The 20,041-nt window shown below is 71.0% G+C and carries 17 protein-coding genes and 1 pseudogene; 13 read left to right on the plus strand and 5 right to left on the minus strand.

Annotated elements, in window-relative coordinates; all coding sequences use genetic code 11:
• Genes AMK26_RS35340 through AMK26_RS35355 form a run of 4 tightly spaced genes read left to right on the plus strand, consistent with a single transcriptional unit; the run spans position 1 to position 5,664 of the window.
• Positions 1 to 717 (plus strand): thioesterase II family protein, encoded by a 717-nt coding sequence (locus tag AMK26_RS35340; RefSeq protein ID WP_073760416.1) that lies wholly within the window; start codon positions 1 to 3, stop codon positions 715 to 717.
• A gap of 26 nt (positions 718 to 743) precedes the next feature.
• A complete protein-coding gene (locus tag AMK26_RS35345; RefSeq protein ID WP_241838240.1) occupies positions 744 to 1,601 on the plus strand; it encodes an SDR family oxidoreductase in 858 nt (285 codons plus the stop codon).
• Positions 1,598 to 4,450 carry an amino acid adenylation domain-containing protein gene (locus AMK26_RS35350; protein WP_079278010.1) on the plus strand — a complete coding sequence of 951 codons (2,853 nt, stop codon included), beginning with the start codon at positions 1,598 to 1,600 and terminating at the stop codon, positions 4,448 to 4,450. Before AMK26_RS35345 ends, AMK26_RS35350 begins: the two co-directional genes overlap by 4 nt.
• Positions 4,447 to 5,664 carry an ATP-grasp domain-containing protein gene (locus AMK26_RS35355; RefSeq protein ID WP_073760418.1) on the plus strand — a complete coding sequence of 406 codons (1,218 nt, stop codon included), beginning with the start codon at positions 4,447 to 4,449 and terminating at the stop codon, positions 5,662 to 5,664. Before AMK26_RS35350 ends, AMK26_RS35355 begins: the two co-directional genes overlap by 4 nt.
• 889 nt (positions 5,665 to 6,553) lie before the next feature.
• Here AMK26_RS35355 and AMK26_RS35365 read toward each other — a convergent pair.
• Entirely contained in the window at positions 6,554 to 7,348 is a 795-nt protein-coding gene (locus AMK26_RS35365) for an alpha/beta fold hydrolase (RefSeq protein ID WP_241838241.1), read from the minus strand.
• 196 nt (positions 7,349 to 7,544) lie between these two features.
• Positions 7,545 to 8,258: a maleylpyruvate isomerase family mycothiol-dependent enzyme gene (locus AMK26_RS35370; protein WP_073760422.1), complete on the minus strand. Its 714-nt coding sequence runs from the start codon at positions 8,256 to 8,258 to the stop codon at positions 7,545 to 7,547.
• Positions 8,259 to 8,443: 185 nt separating this feature from the next.
• On the opposite strand from AMK26_RS35370, the gene AMK26_RS35375 reads away from it, so the two are divergent.
• Positions 8,444 to 8,920, plus strand: coding sequence for a DUF7919 family protein (locus AMK26_RS35375; protein ID WP_073760424.1), 477 nt, complete (start codon positions 8,444 to 8,446; stop codon positions 8,918 to 8,920).
• 178 nt (positions 8,921 to 9,098) lie between these two features.
• Here AMK26_RS35375 and AMK26_RS35380 read toward each other — a convergent pair whose 3' ends face one another.
• Complete coding sequence (locus tag AMK26_RS35380; protein WP_198944257.1) at positions 9,099 to 9,422, minus strand: hypothetical protein; 324 nt, start codon at positions 9,420 to 9,422, stop codon at positions 9,099 to 9,101.
• A gap of 81 nt (positions 9,423 to 9,503) precedes the next feature.
• Between AMK26_RS35380 and AMK26_RS38290 the strand changes: the two genes are divergently transcribed.
• On the plus strand, positions 9,504 to 9,899 hold the full coding sequence (locus tag AMK26_RS38290) for a hypothetical protein (protein ID WP_241838242.1): 396 nt from the start codon (positions 9,504 to 9,506) through the stop codon (positions 9,897 to 9,899).
• An 82-nt stretch (positions 9,900 to 9,981) separates the two neighbouring features.
• On the opposite strand, the pseudogene AMK26_RS38495 reads toward AMK26_RS38290, so the two are convergent.
• Positions 9,982 to 11,383 (minus strand): annotated as a pseudogene (locus AMK26_RS38495) (peptidoglycan recognition protein family protein); the annotation flags it as partial.
• A gap of 547 nt (positions 11,384 to 11,930) precedes the next feature.
• Between AMK26_RS38495 and AMK26_RS35395 the strand changes: the two are divergent.
• The 3 genes from AMK26_RS35395 (at position 11,931) to AMK26_RS35410 (ending at position 14,395) form a co-directional block, all read left to right on the plus strand.
• Positions 11,931 to 13,184, plus strand: a complete 1,254-nt coding sequence (locus AMK26_RS35395) for a cation:proton antiporter (protein ID WP_073760428.1) — start codon at positions 11,931 to 11,933, stop codon at positions 13,182 to 13,184.
• A 28-nt stretch (positions 13,185 to 13,212) separates the two neighbouring features.
• Positions 13,213 to 13,590: a hypothetical protein gene (locus AMK26_RS35400; protein ID WP_158071178.1), complete on the plus strand. Its 378-nt coding sequence runs from the start codon at positions 13,213 to 13,215 to the stop codon at positions 13,588 to 13,590.
• Positions 13,591 to 13,771: 181 nt separating this feature from the next.
• Positions 13,772 to 14,395, plus strand: a complete 624-nt coding sequence (locus tag AMK26_RS35410) for a PH domain-containing protein (RefSeq protein WP_206745201.1) — start codon at positions 13,772 to 13,774, stop codon at positions 14,393 to 14,395.
• Between the two features lie 27 nt (positions 14,396 to 14,422).
• Here the strand turns inward: AMK26_RS35410 and AMK26_RS35415 are convergent, their stop codons facing one another.
• Positions 14,423 to 15,586 (minus strand): PucR family transcriptional regulator, encoded by a 1,164-nt coding sequence (locus AMK26_RS35415; RefSeq protein ID WP_079278011.1) that lies wholly within the window; start codon positions 15,584 to 15,586, stop codon positions 14,423 to 14,425.
• A gap of 153 nt (positions 15,587 to 15,739) precedes the next feature.
• On the opposite strand from AMK26_RS35415, the gene AMK26_RS35420 reads away from it, so the two are divergent.
• The 4 genes from AMK26_RS35420 (at position 15,740) to nhaA (ending at position 19,919) form a co-directional block, all read left to right on the plus strand.
• Entirely contained in the window at positions 15,740 to 17,101 is a 1,362-nt protein-coding gene (locus AMK26_RS35420) for an NfeD family protein (protein ID WP_241838243.1), read from the plus strand.
• Positions 17,098 to 17,898 carry a slipin family protein gene (locus AMK26_RS35425; protein WP_073760436.1) on the plus strand — a complete coding sequence of 267 codons (801 nt, stop codon included), beginning with the start codon at positions 17,098 to 17,100 and terminating at the stop codon, positions 17,896 to 17,898. Before AMK26_RS35420 ends, AMK26_RS35425 begins: the two co-directional genes overlap by 4 nt.
• Positions 17,899 to 17,920: 22 nt before the next feature.
• Positions 17,921 to 18,469, plus strand: coding sequence for a DUF3040 domain-containing protein (locus AMK26_RS35430; protein WP_158071179.1), 549 nt, complete (start codon positions 17,921 to 17,923; stop codon positions 18,467 to 18,469).
• A gap of 64 nt (positions 18,470 to 18,533) precedes the next feature.
• Positions 18,534 to 19,919, plus strand: a complete 1,386-nt coding sequence (gene nhaA / locus AMK26_RS35435; protein WP_079278012.1) for a Na+/H+ antiporter NhaA — start codon at positions 18,534 to 18,536, stop codon at positions 19,917 to 19,919.
• The last annotated feature ends 122 nt before the right edge of the window (positions 19,920 to 20,041 follow it).

Genomic DNA, 20,041 nt, shown 5'->3' on the forward strand with positions numbered 1-20,041 from the left:
ATGCCGCAGATACCCGTCCTGTGCTTCCCGTTCGCCGGCGCCGGCGCCTCGGTGTACCGCCGCTGCCAGGAGTACGGCAGCGACACCGTCCTCATCACCCCCGTCCAGCTCCCCGGCCGTGAGGAGCGCTTCGGCGAGCCGCTGCACACCGACGTCGTCGCCGCCGTCGACGACCTGCTGCCGTCCGTGCTCGACCGCGTCGCCGGCAGCCCGGCCGTCGCCCTCTTCGGCCACAGCCTCGGCGCCGTCCTGGCCTACGAGATGGCCCACCGGCTGTGCGCCCTGGGCCGGCCCGAGGTGGTGAAGCTCATCGTCAGCGGCTCACCCGGCCCCTGGACGCAGCGCCGGACCAGGGCCACCGGCCTCACCGACGAGGCGTTCCTGGCGCAGGTGCGGGAGTTCGCCGGGTACACCCACCCGGCACTGGAACACCCCGACCTGCGCGAGATGCTCCTGCCGCCGCTCCGCGCCGACGTGGAGATGCATGAGACCTACCGGGCCCCCGCCGGCAAGCCCCTGCCGGTCCCGGTCGTCTCCGTACGGGGCGACCACGACGAACTCGTCTCGCGCGACGAGGCGGGGGAGTGGGAGGCGGCCACCGCGGCCGCGTACCACCACGCCGAACTGCCCGGCGGGCACATGTACGTGGTGGAGTCGCCCGACGGCCTGATGCGCCTGCTCGACGCGGAGCTGGCCGGACTGGCGGTGCGACGGTGACCGCGCCCGCCTCCACGGCACACGACGTGCCGACCGCACCGGCCGGGCACCTGCCCGGCCGGCTCGCCGGGAGGACCGCCCTGGTCACCGGCGCCGCGCGCGGAATCGGCCGGGCGTGCGCGGTGGCGTACGCCCGGGCCGGCGCCGACCTGCTCCTCACCGACATCGGCCGGGACCTGCCCGGGGTGCCCTACCCGCTGGGCACGGCCGACCAGCTGGCCCACACCGCGCTCCTCTGCCGCGAGCAGGGCGCCGGCTCCGTCGTCACCGCGCCCGCCGACGTCCGCGACACCGAGGACGTCCGCGCCGTGGTGGAGGCGGCCCTCGACCGGTTCGGCAGGATCGACGTCCTGCTCAACAACGCCGGGATCGCCGCCCCCTCGGGCAAGACCGTCCACGACATCACGCCCGACGAGTGGGACCTGATGCTCGACGTCGACGTCTCCGGCGCCTGGCGGATGATCCGGGCCGTCGGCGGCACCATGACCCGGCAGCGCTCGGGCAGCATCGTCAACGTCGCCTCGACCGCCGGCCTCGTCGGCTACCGCCACTTCGCGGGGTACGTCACCGCCAAGCACGCGCTGGTCGGCCTCACCAAGGCCGCCGCCCTGGACCTCGCGCCGTTCGGCGTCCGGGTGAACGCCCTGTGCCCCGGCTCGGTGCGCGACGACGAGGCGGCCGAGGGCCGCATGCTCAGCGAGATCGCCCGGTCCCTCGACGTCCCCGTCGAGGAGCACGAGCAGACCTTCGTGGCCGCCCAGCCGATGAACCGGCTCATCGAGCCGGACGACGTGGCGGTAGCCGCGCTCTGGCTCGCATCCGACGAGTCCCGGCAGGTGACCGGTTCGACGGTCACCGTGGACGGAGGGTTCACCAGCCGATGACCGACGACCACCTCCACGATCCGTCCGCCGCGGGGCGGCTGTGCCGCGCCGTCGCCCTGCGCGTCCACGCCGGCGCCGACCCCGAGCGGCTGGGCCACGGCCTCGCGCTGCTCACCGGCACCGCCGGAGCCCGCCTGTGGGTCGAGGACGTCCCCGACGGGGCGGAGTCCCCCGACGCGGCCCGGGCGCGCGAACGCGAGCTGTCCCGCCCTGCCGACCCGGCCACGGGACCCGGCCTGCGGGCCGTCCTGCTGCGGTACGCCGACGGGGGCGCCGACCTCGTCGTCGTCGCCCACCGGGCGGTGCCGGCGGACCCGTACGAGATGGCCCGCGCCCTGCTGGACCCGGCCGCCCGGCCCACCGCCCCGGTCACGGTGGAGCGCGACGCCGCCGGGCGGCTCGGCGAGCAGGTGGCCCGGCTCGACCGGGCGCCCGCCCCCGACTGGGGCCTCGGCGAACCCGGCGCGGCCGGCGCGGGCAGCCGACCCTTCACCCTGCCGGTCCACGGCGACGCACCGGCGGCCGTCACCGCCGCGGCGGCGCTCGGCCTGGTCCTGGCGCGCTGCACCGGCGGCCCCGACGTCGAACTGGGCGTCGGCCCCGGGCACAGCCTCACGTTCACCGCCGACGCCACCGCCACGGTGGGGGAGTACCTGGAGCGGGTACGGCACGCCGAACCGGCGCCGTCCCGCGCCCCCGCGGCCGGCCTGTACGTCACCGAGCCCGCCGAGGTGCTCACCGGCGAGGGCCTCAAGGCCGAGGTCATCGCGGACCGGCCGTTCCTCGCCCCGCTCCACCCGCTGTCGGTGCACGTGGCGGACGACGGCTCCACCGTCCTGTCCGGTGTGTGCCACCACCGGCGCTCCACCTTCGGCGACGGTGCCGTCGAATGGCTCACCGGCATGCTGGTCACCGCCCACCGGGCCCTGGCCACCGCCCCGCCGCAGACGCCGCTGGCCGACGTCCCGCTCTTCGACGACGACCAGCGGCACCGCCTGGCCGTCCTGGGCGGCCTGGGCCGCACCCCCGCCGCGCCCGCGGCGGCCGGTGAACGCATCGAGCAGACCGTACGGTCCTGGGCCGAACGGACCCCGGACGCGACGGCCCTCACCTACGAGGGCATCGAACTGACCTACCGTCAGCTCGACGAGCGGGCCGAGCGGATCGCCGGCGCGCTGCGGGCGCTCGGCGTCGCACCGGTGGACCGGGTGGGCGTCTGCCTGGACCGCACGGCCGACCTCGTGGTGATCCTGCTCGGGGTGCTCAAGACGGGCGCGGCGTACGTCCCGATGGACCCCGCCTACCCGGCCGACCGGCTCGCGTACATGACCGAGGACGCCGAACTGTCCCTGGTCGTCACCGAGTCCGACGCCTTCCCCGCCGCGAAGGGCGTGCGGACCGTCCACCCCGGCTCCCTCGCCGCGGCGGACCCGGACGGAGAGGCACCGGAGCCCGGACCACTGTCCGCCGACGGCGCCGCCTACGTGATCTACACCTCCGGTTCCACCGGCCGCCCCAAGGGCGTCGTCGTCCCGCACCGCAACGTGGCGGCCCTCATGGACGCCACCCGCGCGGACTTCCGGCTCGGCGGCCGGGACGTGTGGACCCTCTTCCACTCCAGTGCCTTCGACTTCTCCGTCTGGGAGATCTGGGGCTGCCTGACGACCGGTGGCCGGCTCGTCGTCGTGCCCTACTGGGCGTCCCGGGATCCTGAGCGGTTCGCCCGGCTGCTGGGCGACGAACGCGTGACCGTCCTCAGCCAGACCCCGAGCGCCTTCGCCCAGCTGATGGAGGCCGACCGGGCCGAGCCGGTGACGGACTCGGTGCGCCTGGTCGTCTTCGGCGGCGAACCGCTGGACACCCGCCCGCTGCGGTCGTGGCTGGACCGGCACCCGGCGTCGCGCTGCCGGCTGGTCAACATGTTCGGCATCACCGAGACCACCGTGCACGTCACCGCCCAGACCGTCACCCGCCGCGAGGCGCTGACCGGTTCGCGGTCCGTCGGGCACCCGCTGCCCGGCTGGCACCTCTACGTCCTCGACCCCGAGGGCCGCGAGCTGCCCCCGGGCGTCGCCGGCGAGATCCACGTCGGCGGGGCCGGAGTGGCCGGACATTACCTGAACCGGCCCGAACTCACCGCGCAGCGCTTCGTCCCCGACCCGCACGCCCCCGGCCCCATGTACCGCAGCGGCGACCGTGGCCGGCTCCTGCCCGACGGCAGGCTGGAGCACCTGGGGCGTCTCGACAACCAGGTGAAGCTGCGCGGCTTCCGCATCGAGCTGGACGAGATCCGGGCCCGGCTGCTGGAAGCGCCCGGCGTCGCGGCGGCCGCCGTGGTGCTGCGGCAGAAGCCGGGCGACGCGGCCGGCGCGCGGCTGGACGCCTACGTGGTGCTCCGCGGAGAGGACGGCGGCGCCGGGCCGGACGGCGCCGCGCCCGCGGCCTGCACCGAGGAAGTGCGGCGCCACGCGGCACGGTTCCTGCCCGAGCACATGGTGCCGTCGACGGTCACCGCGCTGCCCGCCCTCCCGCTCACCCCCAACGGCAAGATCGACACCGCCCGGCTGCCGGAGCCGCTCGCCGGCGGGCGGGGCACACCGGACGGGGCGGACGAGGAGGCCGGCGACCTGGAGACCCGGCTGCGCGGCGTGTGGGAGCAGGTCTTCGGCTTCCGCGTCGGGCTGGACGACGACTTCTTCACCCTCGGCGGCAACTCCCTGCTCGCCGTACGGCTGCTGGCGGCGCTCCGCGAGGCCGCGATGCCCGTCTTCCCCCTGCCGCAGCTCTACCTGCACCGCACGGTACGGACCCTGGCGGCCCACCTGGCCGGGGCGGAGGCACGCGCATGAGAAGAACACTCGCCCTCGTCGGCGCCGGCTCGCAGATCTACCGCGAGTACCTGCTGCGCTCGGTGGCCGGGGAGTACGACGTCCACCTGCTCGCCGACCGCGCGCCCACCTGGGAGGCGCCGTACGTCACCGGGCACACCGTCGTGGACACCGCCGACCCGGCCGCGCTGGCGGCCGCCGCCCGCGGCCTGGCCTGCGCCGGGGTCGTCACCTGGGACGACACCCGGGTCGTGCAGACCGCCGAACTGGCCCGGCTGCTGGGCCTGCCCGGCAGCCCGCCGGAGGCCGTGCTGCGGTGCCGCGACAAGCGGGCCACCCGCGAGGCGCTCCATGCCGCCGGGGTGCCGCAGGCCGAGTCGGTGCCCGTCACCTCGCTCCCGCAGGCCCGCGCCGCCGCCGCCCGGGTCGGCTACCCGCTGGTCCTCAAGCCCCGGGCGCTGAACGCCAGTACGGGCGTGGTGAAGGTGGAGGCCGCCCACCTGCTGGCCGGCCGGTTCCGGCTGGCCCGCGCGGCGACCGCACCCGGCGCGGTGGAAGTGGCCCCCGGGGACGTCCTGGTCGAGGAGTACCTCGACGGCCCCGAGATCAGCATCGACGCCGCCTGGTACGAGGGCCGCATGTCGCCGGCCTTCGTGGCCCGCAAGGACTGCGGGTACCCGCCGTACTTCGAGGAGGTCGGCCACCTCGTCGACGGCCGCGACCCGCTGATGGACGACCCGCGCGTCCGGGACGTGGTCACCGGTGCCCACCGGGCCGTCGGCTTCACCACCGGCTGGACCCACACCGAACTGCGGCTGACCGCCGCCGGCCCCAAGGTCGTGGAGATCAACGCCCGGATCGGCGGCGACCGCATCCCGGACATCGGCCGGCTCGCCCTCGGTGTCGACGCCGCGCTGGTCGCCGCCCGTGTGGCCTGCGGCGACGAGCCCGGCATCCGCCCCGACCGGCACCGCGTGGCCGCCGTCCGCTTCCACTACCCGGAGGCGGACTGCATCGCCCGCCACGTGTCCATCGACCACGCGGCGCTTCCCGCCGGGGTGGACTCCGCCCTCGCGGTCGCCCTCCCCGGCCAGGAGCTGCGGCTCCCGCCGCACGGCCATGTCGCCGGCCGCTACGCCCTGGTCACCGTCGTCGGCGACACCCGCGAAGGGTGCCTGGCCGACCTCGACAAGGCCGCGCCCGCGATCGGTCTGGAGGTGCTGCGCCCGCTGTGACGAGGGGCCCAGCCGCTCCTCAGCCGTCCGCGGGGCCGAGGAAGCAGCGGGACGCCAGGTCCTGGACGTACACCCGGTGGGCCGAGCGGTAGGTGAGACGACAGCCTTCCGCCCGGCCCGCCGCGGCCGCCGAGACCGGCTCGGCACGCACCGGTTACGAGACGGGGCTGCGCTCACCGGGCTCGACGCGCACCGGTGCCCTCGCCGGTGCCATGCCGGGGGTCGTGGCGAAGGTCTCGTCGTACGCCCCGACCCCGGCGGGACCGTCGCCCCAGTCTTACGGTGCGATGGCCACCATCAGCGGAAACTTCCGAGGAGGGCGGATTCGCTCCAGGGCCTCTCGCTCCTGCGGGATCAGGCCTCTGCCGCGCGAGGCTGCAGGATCTGCCATTCTGGCCTCACGTCCGCTGGGGATTGAGCCTCCTTCATTCCGTCCACCAGATGAGGTCCGTCGCAGTGCGGCCACGGCTCGTCGGCGGGCCATAGCAGCGGCCCGCCCATGGCACTGTCCCGCGGTGACGGAGACCCGGGGCGGGATGCAACCGAGTCGCCGTGCGCGCCAGCGGCGCCAGCTGAGGGAAGACCGCGGTGATGTCGAACGGCCGCGGTGGAGTGGTCGGAGTGCTGTTCATAGCCGCGATCTTGCCAACTTACTCCGACAACGCTCGCCGCCACCTCGGAGCAACCTCTCCCAGGTGAAACCTTGCAGGGCTGACCTGCGCCTCTGCGGTACTCAACACCTCACTTGGGTGGCTTGATTCGCCGCCAGCTTCGAGCCCGGTGAGAGGGGTCGTCATCGCCCTGCGCCGCTGACGACCCATCACCGAGTGTCATTTCCTCGTCGGTGGCATCCGGATCGCGCAGCGGACGCAGGCCCGGTCCCGCGTACTCACAGCCCGCCGTTGGTGTTCCCGTTCATCAACGCTGCCACCAGCATGACGATCATCTCTGGGTGTTCCTCGACCACGAGGTGCCCGGCATCGGGCACGGTTTTCACACCGACGCCGAGGTGGCGAGAAGCGGGCGAAGCGAGCCGGGACGGGGGCAGGAAGACATCGTGCTCGCCGGTCGCCACCACGTTCGCCACTCGCCGGGACCGGGCGAGTGTCACCTCAGGGAGGGGCGCGGGCGCCAGACTGGAGCGGCAGGATCGGGCCAGGAGGTTCATCCACGCGACGAGTTCGGCCGACGGTTGCCGGCCGGCCCCGTGCAGCTGCCGCAGCAGTGTCGCACTGCGGGCCTCGGTGGGGCGGGCGAGCCAGGGCAGGGTGGCCGCCAGAACCCGACCGGTGACCTTGAGCCGGGTCAGCCCCGCAGGCGAGACAAGTACGCGCCCGGTGAGCTGCGGGACATCGCAGGCCAGCGCTATGCCGCCGCCAAGTGAATGGCCCACCACGACGGTCGGCCCTGGGCTGATCTCGTCCAGCACCTCTTGGAGCCACTGCCCGTACCAGACCAGCCGATGTCGCCCGGGACGCTCGGCGGAGCTGAGACCCGGCTGTCCGGGCACATCTACGACATAGGTGGGCCAGCGTGCCGCCAGCGCGGTGACCAGCGGAAGGCTGGTGGCAGCGTTGAAGTTGGTGCCGGGAACCACCACCACACGGGGTGCGAGCTGCTGGGGACCGGCAACCTCGCCCGTGGCGATGACATGGGTTCGGCCAGCGCATGTGGGCAGTGCCATGGTCCGGTGGGACACCGACCATCGTGCGAGCCGATCAGTGCACCACCTCTCGACATCCCGATGAGCAGCAGCATTCCGATAGATGGCGGTCATCCCAGCACTGTCCCAGACGACACGCTGCTCCGTCCCCAGCAGCGGCCCCTGAGCCCCAACCCTACGGGCGGCCGTATTCCACGGACTTCGCTTGGCCTCACGACTATGAAGTCATGTCCGACACCGACTCGGGATCAGAAACAGGTACGGAGCTTGTTCTTCCACCTGAGCGCAGTCGGGCGCGCAGGACTGCCGCACCGTCCCCCTCAAGGTCCTCGCAGGCCGCTGCGCGGCCTGCCATCCCCATCACCAGGGAGAGGGTCGGCCCCCGGAGCAGGTCCCCCGAGCCGGTGATGAACGGTCCGTCTGTGGCCTCGATCCGCAAGCCCGCGATTGCAGTGTTGCTCGCGACGGTGAAATCGCGGCCGGCGAAGAACCGGGCCACGGCGGTCGTCGTGGCCACCGGGGGTGTCCGCACAAGACCCAATGGCCGACGGATGTCCTCGCTGTGGACGACTATTTCGCCCAGCCAGGCCGCAGCATGTCCTGTCGGCCCGGCAGGCCCGGCGACAACTTCGCGAAATCGCCGCAAGGTCTCTTCAGGTGTAGCACCACGGTGCTTTGCGAGTCGCCGGTCGTTGTGCAGATCGGGGTCGAACCGAGCGGCCAGCATGCTCGTCAGCCAGCGCCACATCCCCGTGCTGGCACCTGCCGTCAGATGGGCTACGACCTCCTCCACGGTCCAGCGTTCACACAGTGATGCTTTCGCCCACTGGGCCTTGCTGAGCCCGGTGAGGTCTTGAGCGAGCGCGGACCGCTCGACGCGAATCGCCCTTTCCAGAGCTTTCCGGGTTTCCGGAACGTGTGGTTCAGCCATAGTGCAGCCTCCAGGGATCGGGTGTCCTCCATCAGACTCCTGTCGCCGCCCGAATTCATCGACTGCACCTGCGTAGCGAGCCCCATGCGACCTTCCAGTGCCGAAACGGTTCTCGAACTAGGCCGTGTCCGATGGGTCGTGGAATCGCAGGGGCGTCACCGAGGCGGTGCGGCGATGATGTGCGGGTGTTCTACCAAGATCTCAGTGAGTACGACTACCAGGACGAGGATGCGTTCACGGACAGGGAGTCGGGCTTCTACGCACTCTGGTACCGCCCTGCGTACTCCCGCGTGAGCGTCGGCTGGCTGGAGGCCGGGAAACCGTACTCGACAGGAACGGTCCCCACGGTGTTCGTGGAGAAGCTGAAGGCCGTTCAAGAGGTCCAGAGGATGAACGTGTGCCTCGGGGTGCACGAGTGTGAGCTGTGTCCTGAGGAAGTCGCTCCGGAAGGAAACGGGGAGGTGCGTATCCCGGGCAAGTCCGGCATCGCCTATGCCGCTCCGTCCTTGATCACCCACTACATCACCGCCCACGGCTACCGGCCGCCGCAGGTCTTCATCGATGCCGTTCTGGCCGTCAATCTCGACGCGTGGGCTGCCGCGCGATGGCCCGATGTCCCCTTCTCTTGGGTTCCGGATGACGCGGAACGCATGCTGGAGTAGGGGGGAGCGAACATCACGTGCGCAGCCAGAGGCGAATCGAGGCGACGGTGACCGCGGCCACCCGGCGCGAAGAACAAACACTGGGCACCCGGCTACGGCGTCGATAAGACGGTCAAACGCCCCGAGTCCCTCAAGGCCATCGGCAAGCCAGGACGATCTTGGTAGGCAAGGAACAAGCTCAGGTACCGAGCGGCTCGATGATTTCACTCACCCGGCGGACCGGGAGGGGCGTCCACCGCGGCGTTGGCGCCAGCCGGGAGACCACTGCGCTGAGCCACTCCGGGTCTCCGAGGCGGTGCAGCGCCTTCGCCTCCGACAGCTTCGCGACCAGGTCGATGGCCAGAGCCATGTGCATGGACGTGTAAGTGCGGTCGTGGTGGGTGTAGTTCACTGACCAGGGCTTATATCGATCACGAATGCCGGACAGAGAGCAGCCATCACGGCCACCGTCCATGTAGCCGCCGCCTGTAGCGACGATGGCACCCCCCGTGCGGGTGGCCATCCATGGCTTCATGGTGGCCCTCAGCCGAACGGTGTGGAGGTTGCTCCACCTCCGGCAAGTCAAAACTGAAGCCGAGAGGCGATGTTCGGCATCCTGGAGCTCTCAAGACTGCCGGAGGATGGCAACGACGCGGCTGATGTCTGCACAGCAGAATGCCGCACAAGGGAAGTGTTCCGTGCCACCGGCGCCGAGGTACGGCAGAGGCCGCGTCCGATCGGTGGTCACACCACTGACGAAGGGAAGGCGATTTCCGTGGCCAAACCTGTCCACGCGGCGATCGGAGACCGTTGGATTGAGTGCCTGAGCTGCGGAAGCCACACCTTCCGGGAGCGGCAGGTGCTGCTCAACAGCTCCGGCATGGAGTTTCTCAACCTCGCCTGGGCCAACGAGTCAGCGACCGGCCTGATCTGCTGGTCCTGTGGACACGTTCAGCTCTTCGTCAACAAAGACCTACGTCTGTACAAACCTGAGAAGTGAAGAAATGACGACCGCTGCGCGCCCGGACCCGGGCACGCAGCGGCGGGGCCGAGCGGCGCTATTTGAGGTAGGCGAGGCCGTCGGTGGTGACGGCCGGGCGGCCCGAGGTGCCCACTACCTGGTCGTAGGCGGTCATGGACCACGAGGTGGCCACGCCTGCTTTGACGGTGCGGGCGGCGCTGTAGAGGGTGGGCCCGTACGTCCGGGCCACGGGGGTGGTGAGGCGTACGTCCTTCAGCGCCGCGCTGTCGGTGGCCTTCCAGCTCAGGGTGAGGGGGACGGCTGTGGTGTTCACGGTCCCGGTGCGCAGGGCGAGGGCGGGCTTGGTGGTGAAGGTGGGTGCGGTGGTATCGGCGATCACGGTGGCCGCCGTGGTGGTGGCGGTCCTTCCGGACTGGTGGACGGCGCGTACGGCGACCTTGTGGGTGCCGGCCGTGAGGGTCGTCTTGGCGGAGTTGGCGGTGGCCGCCGTGGTGGCGACGGTCTGCCGTCGACGACGAGTTCGTACCGCGTGATCAGCGAAGCGGGTGTTGGCGGCCTTCCAGTTCACGGTGACGGCGGCCTTGGTGTAGTACGTCGACCCCGCGAGTCCCGCGCCGGTGACCGACGTCATCGCCAATCCGGTGACGGGTCCGGCGGCCCAGGAGCGGATGGTGCCCAGCTGGTTGTAGAAGGTGTTGCCGGGGCACTGGGTGTTGTAGCCGTCACGGTGACCGTGGATCGTGGGGGAGGGCAACTGGGCGCCCTTGGCCCAGGTCTTGCCGGAGTAGTTGCGTCCGGAGTCGCCGGCGGTGAGGGTGGTGGTGCCGGCCGGGTCCACGCCGTACTGGCCGAGCTTCCAGGCGGCGATCCGGGCGACCGAGGTCATCGCGGCCTGCGAGGGGGCGACGTCGGTGTAGGTGCCGAGCACGGAGACGCCGGTGGTCTCGGCGTTGAAGCCGTAGGCGTGCGCGCCCTGCACGGGCTGGTCCACGCCGCCCTTGCGGCCCTCGTAGACGGTGCCGCACTTGTCGACGATGAAGTTGTAACCGATGTCTTTCCAGCCGAGCTGCTTGACGTGGTACGCGTGGATGCCGCGCACCACTGCCGGGGCCTGCTCGCAGGTGTAGGTGTTGGACTCGGCGGTGTGGTGGACCACGACCGCCTTGATCCTGCCGCCGGGCAGATATCCGGGTTCCTCCGGGCTGATCGACTCGTCCGCTCCCCAGCCGGCGCGGGAAGTGATGGGCGGCTGCGGGACAGTGGACGGCGGGGCGGGCGGGACCGTCGCCGTCGGTGTGGGCGTTGACCCGCGCCTCGACCCCGTCGGACGGTCCGGCCCAGGCCGGTTCCGTGCCACCCCGAGCGGCTCCCTTCTCGCCCTGGCCGCTGTCGCCTTCCAGCTTCAGCCACGGCGACCACCGCCCGGTTGCGGCGTTACGGGCGCGGACCTCGACCGTGCCACCGACCGTCACGGCCGGGTCCGTCCAGGTGATGCCCAGCATGCTGAACGGCTTCGTACGGTCCTGCTTCAGCGACGCGACCCCACCCCTTCACCTGATCTGCCTGCGTGCGAAGTAACCGGTCTTCACGTACCGCGCACCCCAATGTCACGGGCGAAGGTAGCCCCCCGGTACCGACACAGCGGGCGGGGCGGCGAAGTCTGCACCGAGGAGCGACAGTGCGTGTCTGAACACGGGTAGTCGGCGCTGGGCGAGGCACGCGATGACCAGTGAGGGACAGCGCAAGCCGGCCTGTCGGCGGAGTGCTTGCCCACTGCGATCGACAGGATGTGGCACTTCCGTTTATGAAGCAACTGTTCGCGCCGGAGAGGTTATCCACGCTGGATCTCACCGCGCGCTCGGTTCGGTTGGGGCGTCCGACGACGCCGTAGGCGTGGTCGTTGCCGGGTACCGGCAGCGTGGCCGCGTCGGGTGTGCCCGTCAGGCACCTGTCAGGAACGCGTAAGGGCCGTGTAAAGTCCGTTGCGGAGTGCCGGGAAGCCTGGTCGGCGAACAAGGAACAGTTGTCTTTGCTGATCGGGAGTTTCGCATGGTGCTTGTAGCCGTCTTCGGTGCCGCTCTGCTCGTCGCGGTGCTGCTTTCCGGCCTCGCGGCTCGGACGGTGCTGTCCACGTCCTTCCTCTTCCTCGTCGGCGGCGCGCTCGTCAGCGATGGGTTCCTGGGGCTGATTCACATCACGCCGGACAGCGAGATCGTCGCGGTGACCGCCGATCTCGCGCTGTTCGCCGTGCTGTTCACCGACGGCATGCACGTGTCGTTCCCCAAGCTGCGTGCCAACTGGAAGAACCCGGCCCGTGCCCTGGGCCTCGGGATGCCGCTTGCCTTCGTCGGTATGGCGTTGGTGACCCACTACCTGGTGGGCTTGGACTGGACGACGTCCTTCCTCGTCGGCGCCGTTCTGGCGCCTACGGACCCGGTGTTCGCCTCCGCGATCGTGAGCCGCAAGGAGGTGCCCGCGAAGCTGCGGCAGCTGCTGAACGTGGAGAGCGGCATCAACGACGGGCTGGCACTCCCGGTCGTCCTGATCCTCATCGCCGCCGCCGGCCCGAGCAGTGGCCACGCCGAGGCGTCCTTCGGGAAGATCGGCCTGGAGCTGGGACTGGGGCTCGCCTTCGGTGTCCTGCTGCCGCTGCTCGTCAACGGGCTCGTACGCTTCCGCCTGCTGGGCGCGGAGCCGAAGCTGCAGCCGCTGCTGCCGCTGGCCACCGGGATCATCCTGTACGCCCTGTGCCACCTGACCCACGCCAACCCCTACCTGGCGGCGTTCTCGGCGGGCGCGGTGATCGTCGCCGTGTCGCCGGAGGCCAAGACGGCCTTCGAGCCCCTCGGCGAGGCGCTGGCGGAACTGGCGAAGTTCGCCGCCCTGCTGGTTTTCGGCGCGCTGCTGACGCCGCAGCTCTTCGGCGACCTGTCCTTCGGCGGGTATGTCGCGGTGGTTCTGGCGATCGTGCTCATCCGGCCGGCATCGCTCCTGCTGTCGCTCGTCGGCACGCGGTTCGACCGCCGTGAGCGGCTTGTCGCCGCCTGGTTCGGGCCCAAGGGGTTCGCGTCGGTGGTGTACGGGCTGCTCGTGCTGCAGGCGGGGATCCCGCAGGGAGAGCAGGCGTACACCCTGATCGCGGTGTGCATCGCCTTCTCGATCATCGCCCACAGCAGCACCGACGTACCCATTGCGAGGCTCTTCCACGTCGATGACCTCGCCGGGATTCCGGAGAGCCAGCAGCGATCGTCGGCCGAGCAGGCGGACAACAACGACAACGGCACTGTCGCCCGGCAGCGCTGAGCGCGGTTCCGTCGGAGGAGACATGCTCATGTTCCCATGGCTGTGGATGGGCGTCTCGTCGGCCATCATGCTGCCTCTGGGCGTGGCGCTGCTGGCCGGCCGTGTGCCGCGGTGGATGCGGCGGCAGTCGACGCCCGGCGGGCTCAAGGTGAAGGGGATCGCGGCGTTCGTTCTGTACGTCGCGCTGATGGTTCCGCCCGTCACGACTGTCTCCCGGATGCACCCCGAGGCCGCGGACCTCATGCGCATGGCCCTGGTACCCATGGCCGTCTTCCTGGGACACGGGCTCATCCTCGGGGCGACGCTCTGTGAGCGCTTCAACCACCGCGAGGCCGAGCGTGCCGCACCCATCGCGTCCGCGAGCCGGCCGGCCGCCATGTCCGACAGCCGGGGAAGTGCGTCATGAACGGGCGGTCGAGGATTCCCGCCCCGCGGTGGCTGCTGGGCAGTGGTGCCGCGTTCGTCGGGGCCGGGGCTGTGATGTACGTGTTGCCGGGGCCTGGCTTGCCCCTGCTGGGCGTGGGTGTGCTCCTGCTGCTCGTGGCGGCGCTGCTGCGGCTCTTGGGAGGGGGGCGGCGATGACGGCTGTGGACCGGCGCAGCGCGCGGCGCCGACAGCGGCAGGACCGGCGGTTGCGGATCGCGGACGTGGCGGCCGGCATGCGAGCGCCTTCCGAGCCGCTCGTCTGGCGTGCGGGCGGGCCCGGCCGGGTTGCCGCGGTGGGGTGGTGTGTTCTGTTCGTCGCGTTCGCAGACCGCCCGGCCGGCGGCGTCCTGGCCGACCCGCAGCCCGGTACGTTGTTCTTCGCCGCGTGGACCTCGGTCGTCGCTGCCTGGGTGTGTTGCCGCCTGGGAATGTGGCGAGTCACTGCCGACCGGGACGGCGTACACATCCGCAGGTTCTGGGCGGTGCGATTCCTGCCGTGGTCGGTGATCGGTCGCGTCGAGCTACGCCGTGACGGATTCCTCGAGTTCGTCGGTCCGGATACGGAGACCATGGCGGGCTCCTTCTTGCCCCTGTGGGCGAGCCGTCGATTCCGCCGCTCGAGCTCCGGCATACAAGCGGCGGACACCTTGACCGTGCTCTCGTGCCACGCCGACCTGCGACCTCGGGCCCATGCCGGCCGTGCGGTCAAGGGCGCGGCGTTCGCCGACTGGGCGCTACCGCTGGGCGTCGTGCTCTTCGCCGCGACGGAGGTCGTCCACCGGTGACCTTTCGCGGCAGTGAGCGGGACGCGGTCAGTCGGCCGGCTGGAGTGGACGCGCAGGCCAGTCGAGGAGCCGGGCGCCGAGCGCGGCGGTCTGCAGTACGTATCGCTGCTCAGGATGGGTCGGGTCGTAGCCTGTGAGCTGCCGGATACGACCGAGCCGGTAGCTGACGGCTCGTACGCTCAGGCCCAGCAGCCGCGCCGTGGTGGTATTCAGGCAGCCACTCGCGAAGTAGGCGTCCAGCGTTTCCAGTAGGGGCCTGGGGCCGCCGCGGGCTCCTTCCAGACCGCCGAGCACGGTGGCGACCAGGTCGGTGATGGCTGCGCGGTCCCTGCCGAGCACTTGGAAGACCAGGATGTCCGAGGCGTCCACGACCCCGTGGCTCAAGCCGAGCACGTCGGCGAGATCGAGGGTGCTGCGCGCCTCCTGGTAGGAGCGGACAATGCCGCTGGGCCCGGGCCTGGGCCGGCTGACGGCGATCCGGTACTGCTCACCCACCGCGTTGCGCACGTTGACCGAGAGCAGGGTGGGCAGCTCTGGCATCGCACCAGGCGACACGCACACCAGCAGGCCGTCCTTGGTAGTGATCAGCACATCTCGGGCGCTGAACCTGGCTACCAGCGCCTCTTCGATGTAACGGGTCGCTGCGTCTCCCGCCCCGAAGGCATCCCGAGCGCGCGCGACGGCGACCAGGTGGGGGCCCAGCAGGCGGAGCCCGAATCGCTCCGCCCTTTCGGCGAGTCGGCCGAGACCGGTACGGCCCTCGAGGAGGTCGTCGACGAATTCGCGCCGTGTCGCCTCCTCCCCGCGGATGGCCGCCCTGTGAGCGGTCTCGTATCCCTCGGTCAGGGCCACCGTCGTATCGCCGACAGCCCACAGGAGAGTGGAGAACGCCTGTTCCAGGGCCTCCAGGTCCCGGGCAGGTCTCGTACCGGGCAGGTCCGCCCACATGCGGCGGACGGAGGAGAGGTAGGCGCTGATGAGCGTCCGTAGGGGGGTGCCACGGGCCGCCGCGGCGGCCGCCAGGTCCCTGAGGCGTGCGAGGTCCGCGTCGCCCAGCCGTCGGTTGCTCTGGGAGATCGCGGCGAGTTGCTCCGCGTAACGGTCCAGTGCACCGACAGTGGACAGGTCGCATCCCGCTGCGGCTGCTCCTGCGGCTGCCTGCGCTGCGTCGCCTCGCTTGCCCGTCGGCATGGTTCCAGTTTGCCGGAGGTCGGCAAACCACGACGGTATGAAACGGCCGTCCGTGGACGCCCTCGGCAGGCGTCCTGCCGAAAGGCAGGGGTAGTCCGTGAGGACAACACACCCTGCGAGGTCCGAGCCTCGGACATAAGGGGGTACCGTGCCGTGCTCCGGAGCCGCTCCCTGGCGATGCGGAGGCTGGCCGACGTCCTCCTGCTCGCTTTGGCCTGCCTTTTCGCCGCACCGGCGATCAGCGCGGCGCAGGCGCAGGCGACACCGACCGTGCTGGTCACGCGCGTCGACGGCACCATCACCCCCGTCGTCGCCGATCACCTCACGGAGGGGCTGCGCACCGCCGAGCGGGAACGGCACGAGGCGTATGTGATCGAGATGGATACGCCCGGCGGGTTGCTGCAGTCCACCAGGGAGATCGTCCAGGACTTCCTCGCCTCGGAGGTCCCCGTCGTCGTCCACGTCGCGCCGCCCGGAGCCCGCGCCGCGTCGGCGGGCGCCTACATCACCATGGCCGCGCACATCGCCGCCATGGCACCCGGCACCCACATCGGGGCCGGGACGCCGGTGACCGGACAGGGCGAGGAGGCGAGCGACAAGGTCGTCAGCGACGCGGCCGCGTTCGCCGTGTCGATCGCCGAGCAGCGCGGGCGCAGTGCGCGGTTCGCCGAGGACATGGTGCGCAAGGGCACGGCGGTGTCCGACCAGGAGGCCGTACGCACGGACGTGGTCGATGTGGTGGCGCCGTCCCGGGACACCCTGCTCACGGAGCTGGACGGCCGCCGGGTCGTCGTGGGCCCGGCGGATGCCGAGCGGGAGGTGGTCATGCGCACGGCCGGCGCGCAGGTGGCGCAGCACGACCTCGGTTTCTTCGGTGAGCTGCGGCAGATGCTGGCCAGCCCGGAGCTGGCGTTCCTGTTCCTGTCGATCGGCACGCTGGCCGTGATCTACGAGCTGGCCAGCCCCGGTATGGGCCTCGGAGGCGTCACGGGGGCGATCCTCCTGGTCCTCGGCTTCGTCGCGCTGAGCGTGTTGCCGTTCAATGCCGGTGGTCTGCTGCTCCTTGGACTGGCCGCCGCTCTGTTCGTCGCGGAGGTGATCACGCCGGGGGTAGGGATCTTCGCCGCCGGGGGGACCGTGTCGCTGGTGTTCGCGGGGGTGCTGCTGTTCCGGGGCGAGCTGGGCGTGGACCCCGCCGTGCTGTGGCCCACCGCCGTGGTGGTGGGAGGCGGCGCGCTGCTGGCGGGCCGGCTGGCGTGGCGTGCCCGTCGGGCGCCCGCCACGACCGGGCACGAGGGACTGCTGGGCCGTGAGGCCGTGGTGCGCCGCGCCGATGCCCGCACGGGCACGGGCCAGGTGCTGCTCGAAGGCGCCTGGTGGACCGTCCGCGGCCGGGATGCCCCGATCGCGGCAGGAAAGCGCGTCCGCGTCGTGGACCTCGAAGGACTGGACCTGATCGTCGAAGGCGCCGACCCGGAGGAGGGCCGGTACCCGGAAGAGGAGGGTGGATCATGAACGCAGGGCTGATCGGCATCATCCTTGGCGCAGGCGTGCTGCTCCTGCTGCTGATGGCCGCGGTGAAGGTGGTGCCCGAGTACGAGCGCGGTGTGATCTTCCGCCTCGGACGGATCATCGGTGCCAAGGGGCCCGGGCTGTTCGTCATCATTCCCGTGGTGGACCGTATGGTGCGCGTCTCGCTCCGGACCGTGACGATGGACATTCCCCCGCAGGACGTCATCACCAAGGACAACGTCACGGTACGGGTCAACGCCGTCACGTACTTCAACGTCGTCGACCCGAACCGCTCCGTGCTGTCGATCGAGGACCACATCAAGGGCACCTCGCAGATAGCCCAGACCACGCTGCGCAGCATCCTCGGGCAGGTGGATCTGGACGAACTGCTGGTCAACCGCGACGAGATCAACCAGCGGCTGCAGCAGATCATCGACGACGTGACCAACCCCTGGGGCGTCAAGGTCACCCTCGTCGAGGTGAAGGACGTCGAGCTGCCGGAAGCCATGCGCCGCGCCATGGCCCGGCAGGCCGAGGCGGAGCGCGACCGGCGTGCCAAGGTCATTCACGCGAAGGGCGAATTCGAGGCCGCGGAGACGCTCGCGCACGCCGCGGAACGGCTCGAGGGGCACCCGGCCGCCATGCACCTGCGGATCCTCTCCACCATGGCGGAGGTTTCCTCGGAGCGGAACTCCACACTGATTTTCCCGCTGCCCATGGAGGTGCTGCGCCTTGTCGACATGCTTCGCCCGCCTGACTCCGGTCACGGCGCTCCCCGGCCAGTGCAGGCATCAGGATGAGGTGGTCGGTATGAACCCGTCGATGGACGACCGGCACATCCTCGCGGAGATGGAGCGACACCTCGCCCGGGATGACCCCGAGCTGGCATCGGTGATGGACGCCCTCAACCGTCAATTCCCCGAGAACGATGTGGGTGACCGCAGCGACGACAAGTCACCGCACGATTGGCAATGGAAAGTGGCCATCGTGTTCGCCGTCGTGGCGGTGCTGGGGATGATCCTCACGGCGGTCTTCACCCGGCAGGCGCCCCCCGACGACAACAAGGGCCCGCCGAACGGCGTCACTCCGGCCCGCTCCGTACAGATCCAGCGCCGCGTCCTGCCGGGTCCACCGGTGAGGCATCGGCGCACGAGCACCGCCGGTGCCGAGCATCCCGCTCGTTCCCGACGGAGGCGGGACGGTGTGCCGACGCTCGTGCCCGACGCCTCCAGGCGGCCGTTCGAGGGACCGTCCGTCAGTGACGCAATGTCAGCTGTGCTCGTACGGGCTCCGGCGTATCCGGCGCATCCGGTGCCCACGGCCCTGATCAACGAGCCGCATGCCGGCCGCCCCGAACGCGCGCCTCCCTAGTGTCGGCAATTCCCCGGCCCGAACCGTCTTCCGTAGGCCCCTTGACCGCCGAGAGACCGCCCATATGCCCCGGAGCAACCACAAGGCCCGCACCTTCCTCGGGCGGCTCCCGCTGCCGGAGCGCACCTTCGTGGCAGACGCTCTGCGCACGGAGACCGTCGGCGGCATGGTCCTGCTCGCCGCGGCAGCCATCGCGCTTGTATGGGCGAACACGCCCCTGAGCAGCGCGTACGAATCGGTCCGGAACTTCCGCTTCGGCATCGAGGCACTGGGCCTCCATCTCTCCGTGGCCCACTGGACGTCCGACGGACTGCTGACCATCTTCTTCTTCGTCGCCGGCGCCGAACTCAAGCGCGAGCTGGTGATCGGCGAACTGCGTCACCCGGGCACCGCGCTCCTGCCCGTGGTCGCGGCCGCCAGTGGCATGCTCGTACCGGCACTCGTGTACGGGCTCGTCGCCACCTCCCTGGGCGGGACGTGGAACGGCTGGGCCGTTCCCATGGCCACCGACATCGCCTTCGCACTGGGCGTGCTCGCGGTGATCAGCACGCATCTGCCGTCCGCCCTGCGCGCCTTTCTGCTCACCCTCGCGGTCGTCGACGACCTCGGGGCCATCATCGTCATCGCCGTCTTCTACACCTCGACGATCTACCTTCCCGCCCTCATCGGCGCCGTACTGGGCCTCGCGTTGTTCTTCCACCTGCACGACCGGCGGCAGGTGCATGGCTGGTACTGGTACCTGCCCTTGGCGCTGGTGATATGGGGACTGACGCACGCCAGTGGTGTCCACGCGACGGTTGCCGGGGTCGCCATGGGGCTGCTGCTGCGCGTGGCGAAGGACGGCGAGAGCGGCAGACGCCCGGCTGAGCGGATCGCCCACCTGGTCCGCCCCGTCTCCGCGGGAGTCGCGGTCCCGCTGTTCGCGCTGTTCGCGGCCGGAGTGAGCATCTCCGGCGACACCTGGGGTGAGGTCGCCGGAAATCCGGAGCCCTTGGGCGTGGCGCTCGGCCTGGCCGTCGGCAAGCTCCTGGGTGTCGCCGGCGGCTCCTACCTCGCCGTGCGCTTCACCCGAGCCCGACTCAGCGCGGACCTGGTCTGGGCCGATGTCGTGGCCGTGGCCATGCTGGCCGGCATCGGCTTCACCGTCTCCCTGCTGATCGGCGAACTCGCCTACCCCGACCCGGCCCAACTCGAGCCCATCAAGGCCGGAGTCCTCCTCGGTTCGCTGACGTCCGCCATCGTGGCGTGCCTGCTGCTGAGACTGCGGAACAACACATACCGCCGCATGTACGAGGCAGAGACCGCCGACCAGAACGCGGACGGTACCCCCGACATCTACCAGCAAGGCAACGCGGAGCAGGGCCCCGTCCCAGAGCGCGCCGAACGTTCTGAAGCAGGCGGCGGCGGTGACGATCCACCGCACTCGACAGGCGACGAGCCGCGCCGGTGAAACGAGCGATCAGCGGGATACTCCATGGGGTGACGTCCCACGATGCCGAGGAGGAGCGCCGCCCCCCTCCCCCCCGCACGCCGCCCCCGCACGCCGCCGGCGCTCGGGAGTTGGTGACGAAG

Source organism: Streptomyces sp. CB03234 (assembly GCF_001905885.1).
Lineage (GTDB): Bacteria > Actinomycetota > Actinomycetes > Streptomycetales > Streptomycetaceae > Streptomyces.

Coding starts and splice junctions, on each gene's coding strand:
- AMK26_RS35425 (WP_073760436.1), top strand. CDS start 17,098: ATGAACGCAGGGCTGATCGGCATCATCCTTGGCGCAGGCGTGCTGCTC.
- AMK26_RS35350 (WP_079278010.1), top strand. CDS start 1,598: ATGACCGACGACCACCTCCACGATCCGTCCGCCGCGGGGCGGCTGTGC.
- AMK26_RS35355 (WP_073760418.1), top strand. CDS start 4,447: ATGAGAAGAACACTCGCCCTCGTCGGCGCCGGCTCGCAGATCTACCGC.
- AMK26_RS38290 (WP_241838242.1), top strand. CDS start 9,504: ATGTTCGGCATCCTGGAGCTCTCAAGACTGCCGGAGGATGGCAACGAC.
- AMK26_RS35430 (WP_158071179.1), top strand. CDS start 17,921: ATGGACGACCGGCACATCCTCGCGGAGATGGAGCGACACCTCGCCCGG.
- AMK26_RS35400 (WP_158071178.1), top strand. CDS start 13,213: ATGTTCCCATGGCTGTGGATGGGCGTCTCGTCGGCCATCATGCTGCCT.
- AMK26_RS35340 (WP_073760416.1), top strand. CDS start 1: ATGCCGCAGATACCCGTCCTGTGCTTCCCGTTCGCCGGCGCCGGCGCC.
- AMK26_RS35370 (WP_073760422.1), bottom strand. CDS start 8,258: ATGGCTGAACCACACGTTCCGGAAACCCGGAAAGCTCTGGAAAGGGCG.
- AMK26_RS35365 (WP_241838241.1), bottom strand. CDS start 7,348: ATGGCACTGCCCACATGCGCTGGCCGAACCCATGTCATCGCCACGGGC.
- nhaA (WP_079278012.1), top strand. CDS start 18,534: ATGCCCCGGAGCAACCACAAGGCCCGCACCTTCCTCGGGCGGCTCCCG.
- AMK26_RS35395 (WP_073760428.1), top strand. CDS start 11,931: ATGGTGCTTGTAGCCGTCTTCGGTGCCGCTCTGCTCGTCGCGGTGCTG.
- AMK26_RS35380 (WP_198944257.1), bottom strand. CDS start 9,422: ATGGCCACCCGCACGGGGGGTGCCATCGTCGCTACAGGCGGCGGCTAC.
- AMK26_RS35415 (WP_079278011.1), bottom strand. CDS start 15,586: ATGCCGACGGGCAAGCGAGGCGACGCAGCGCAGGCAGCCGCAGGAGCA.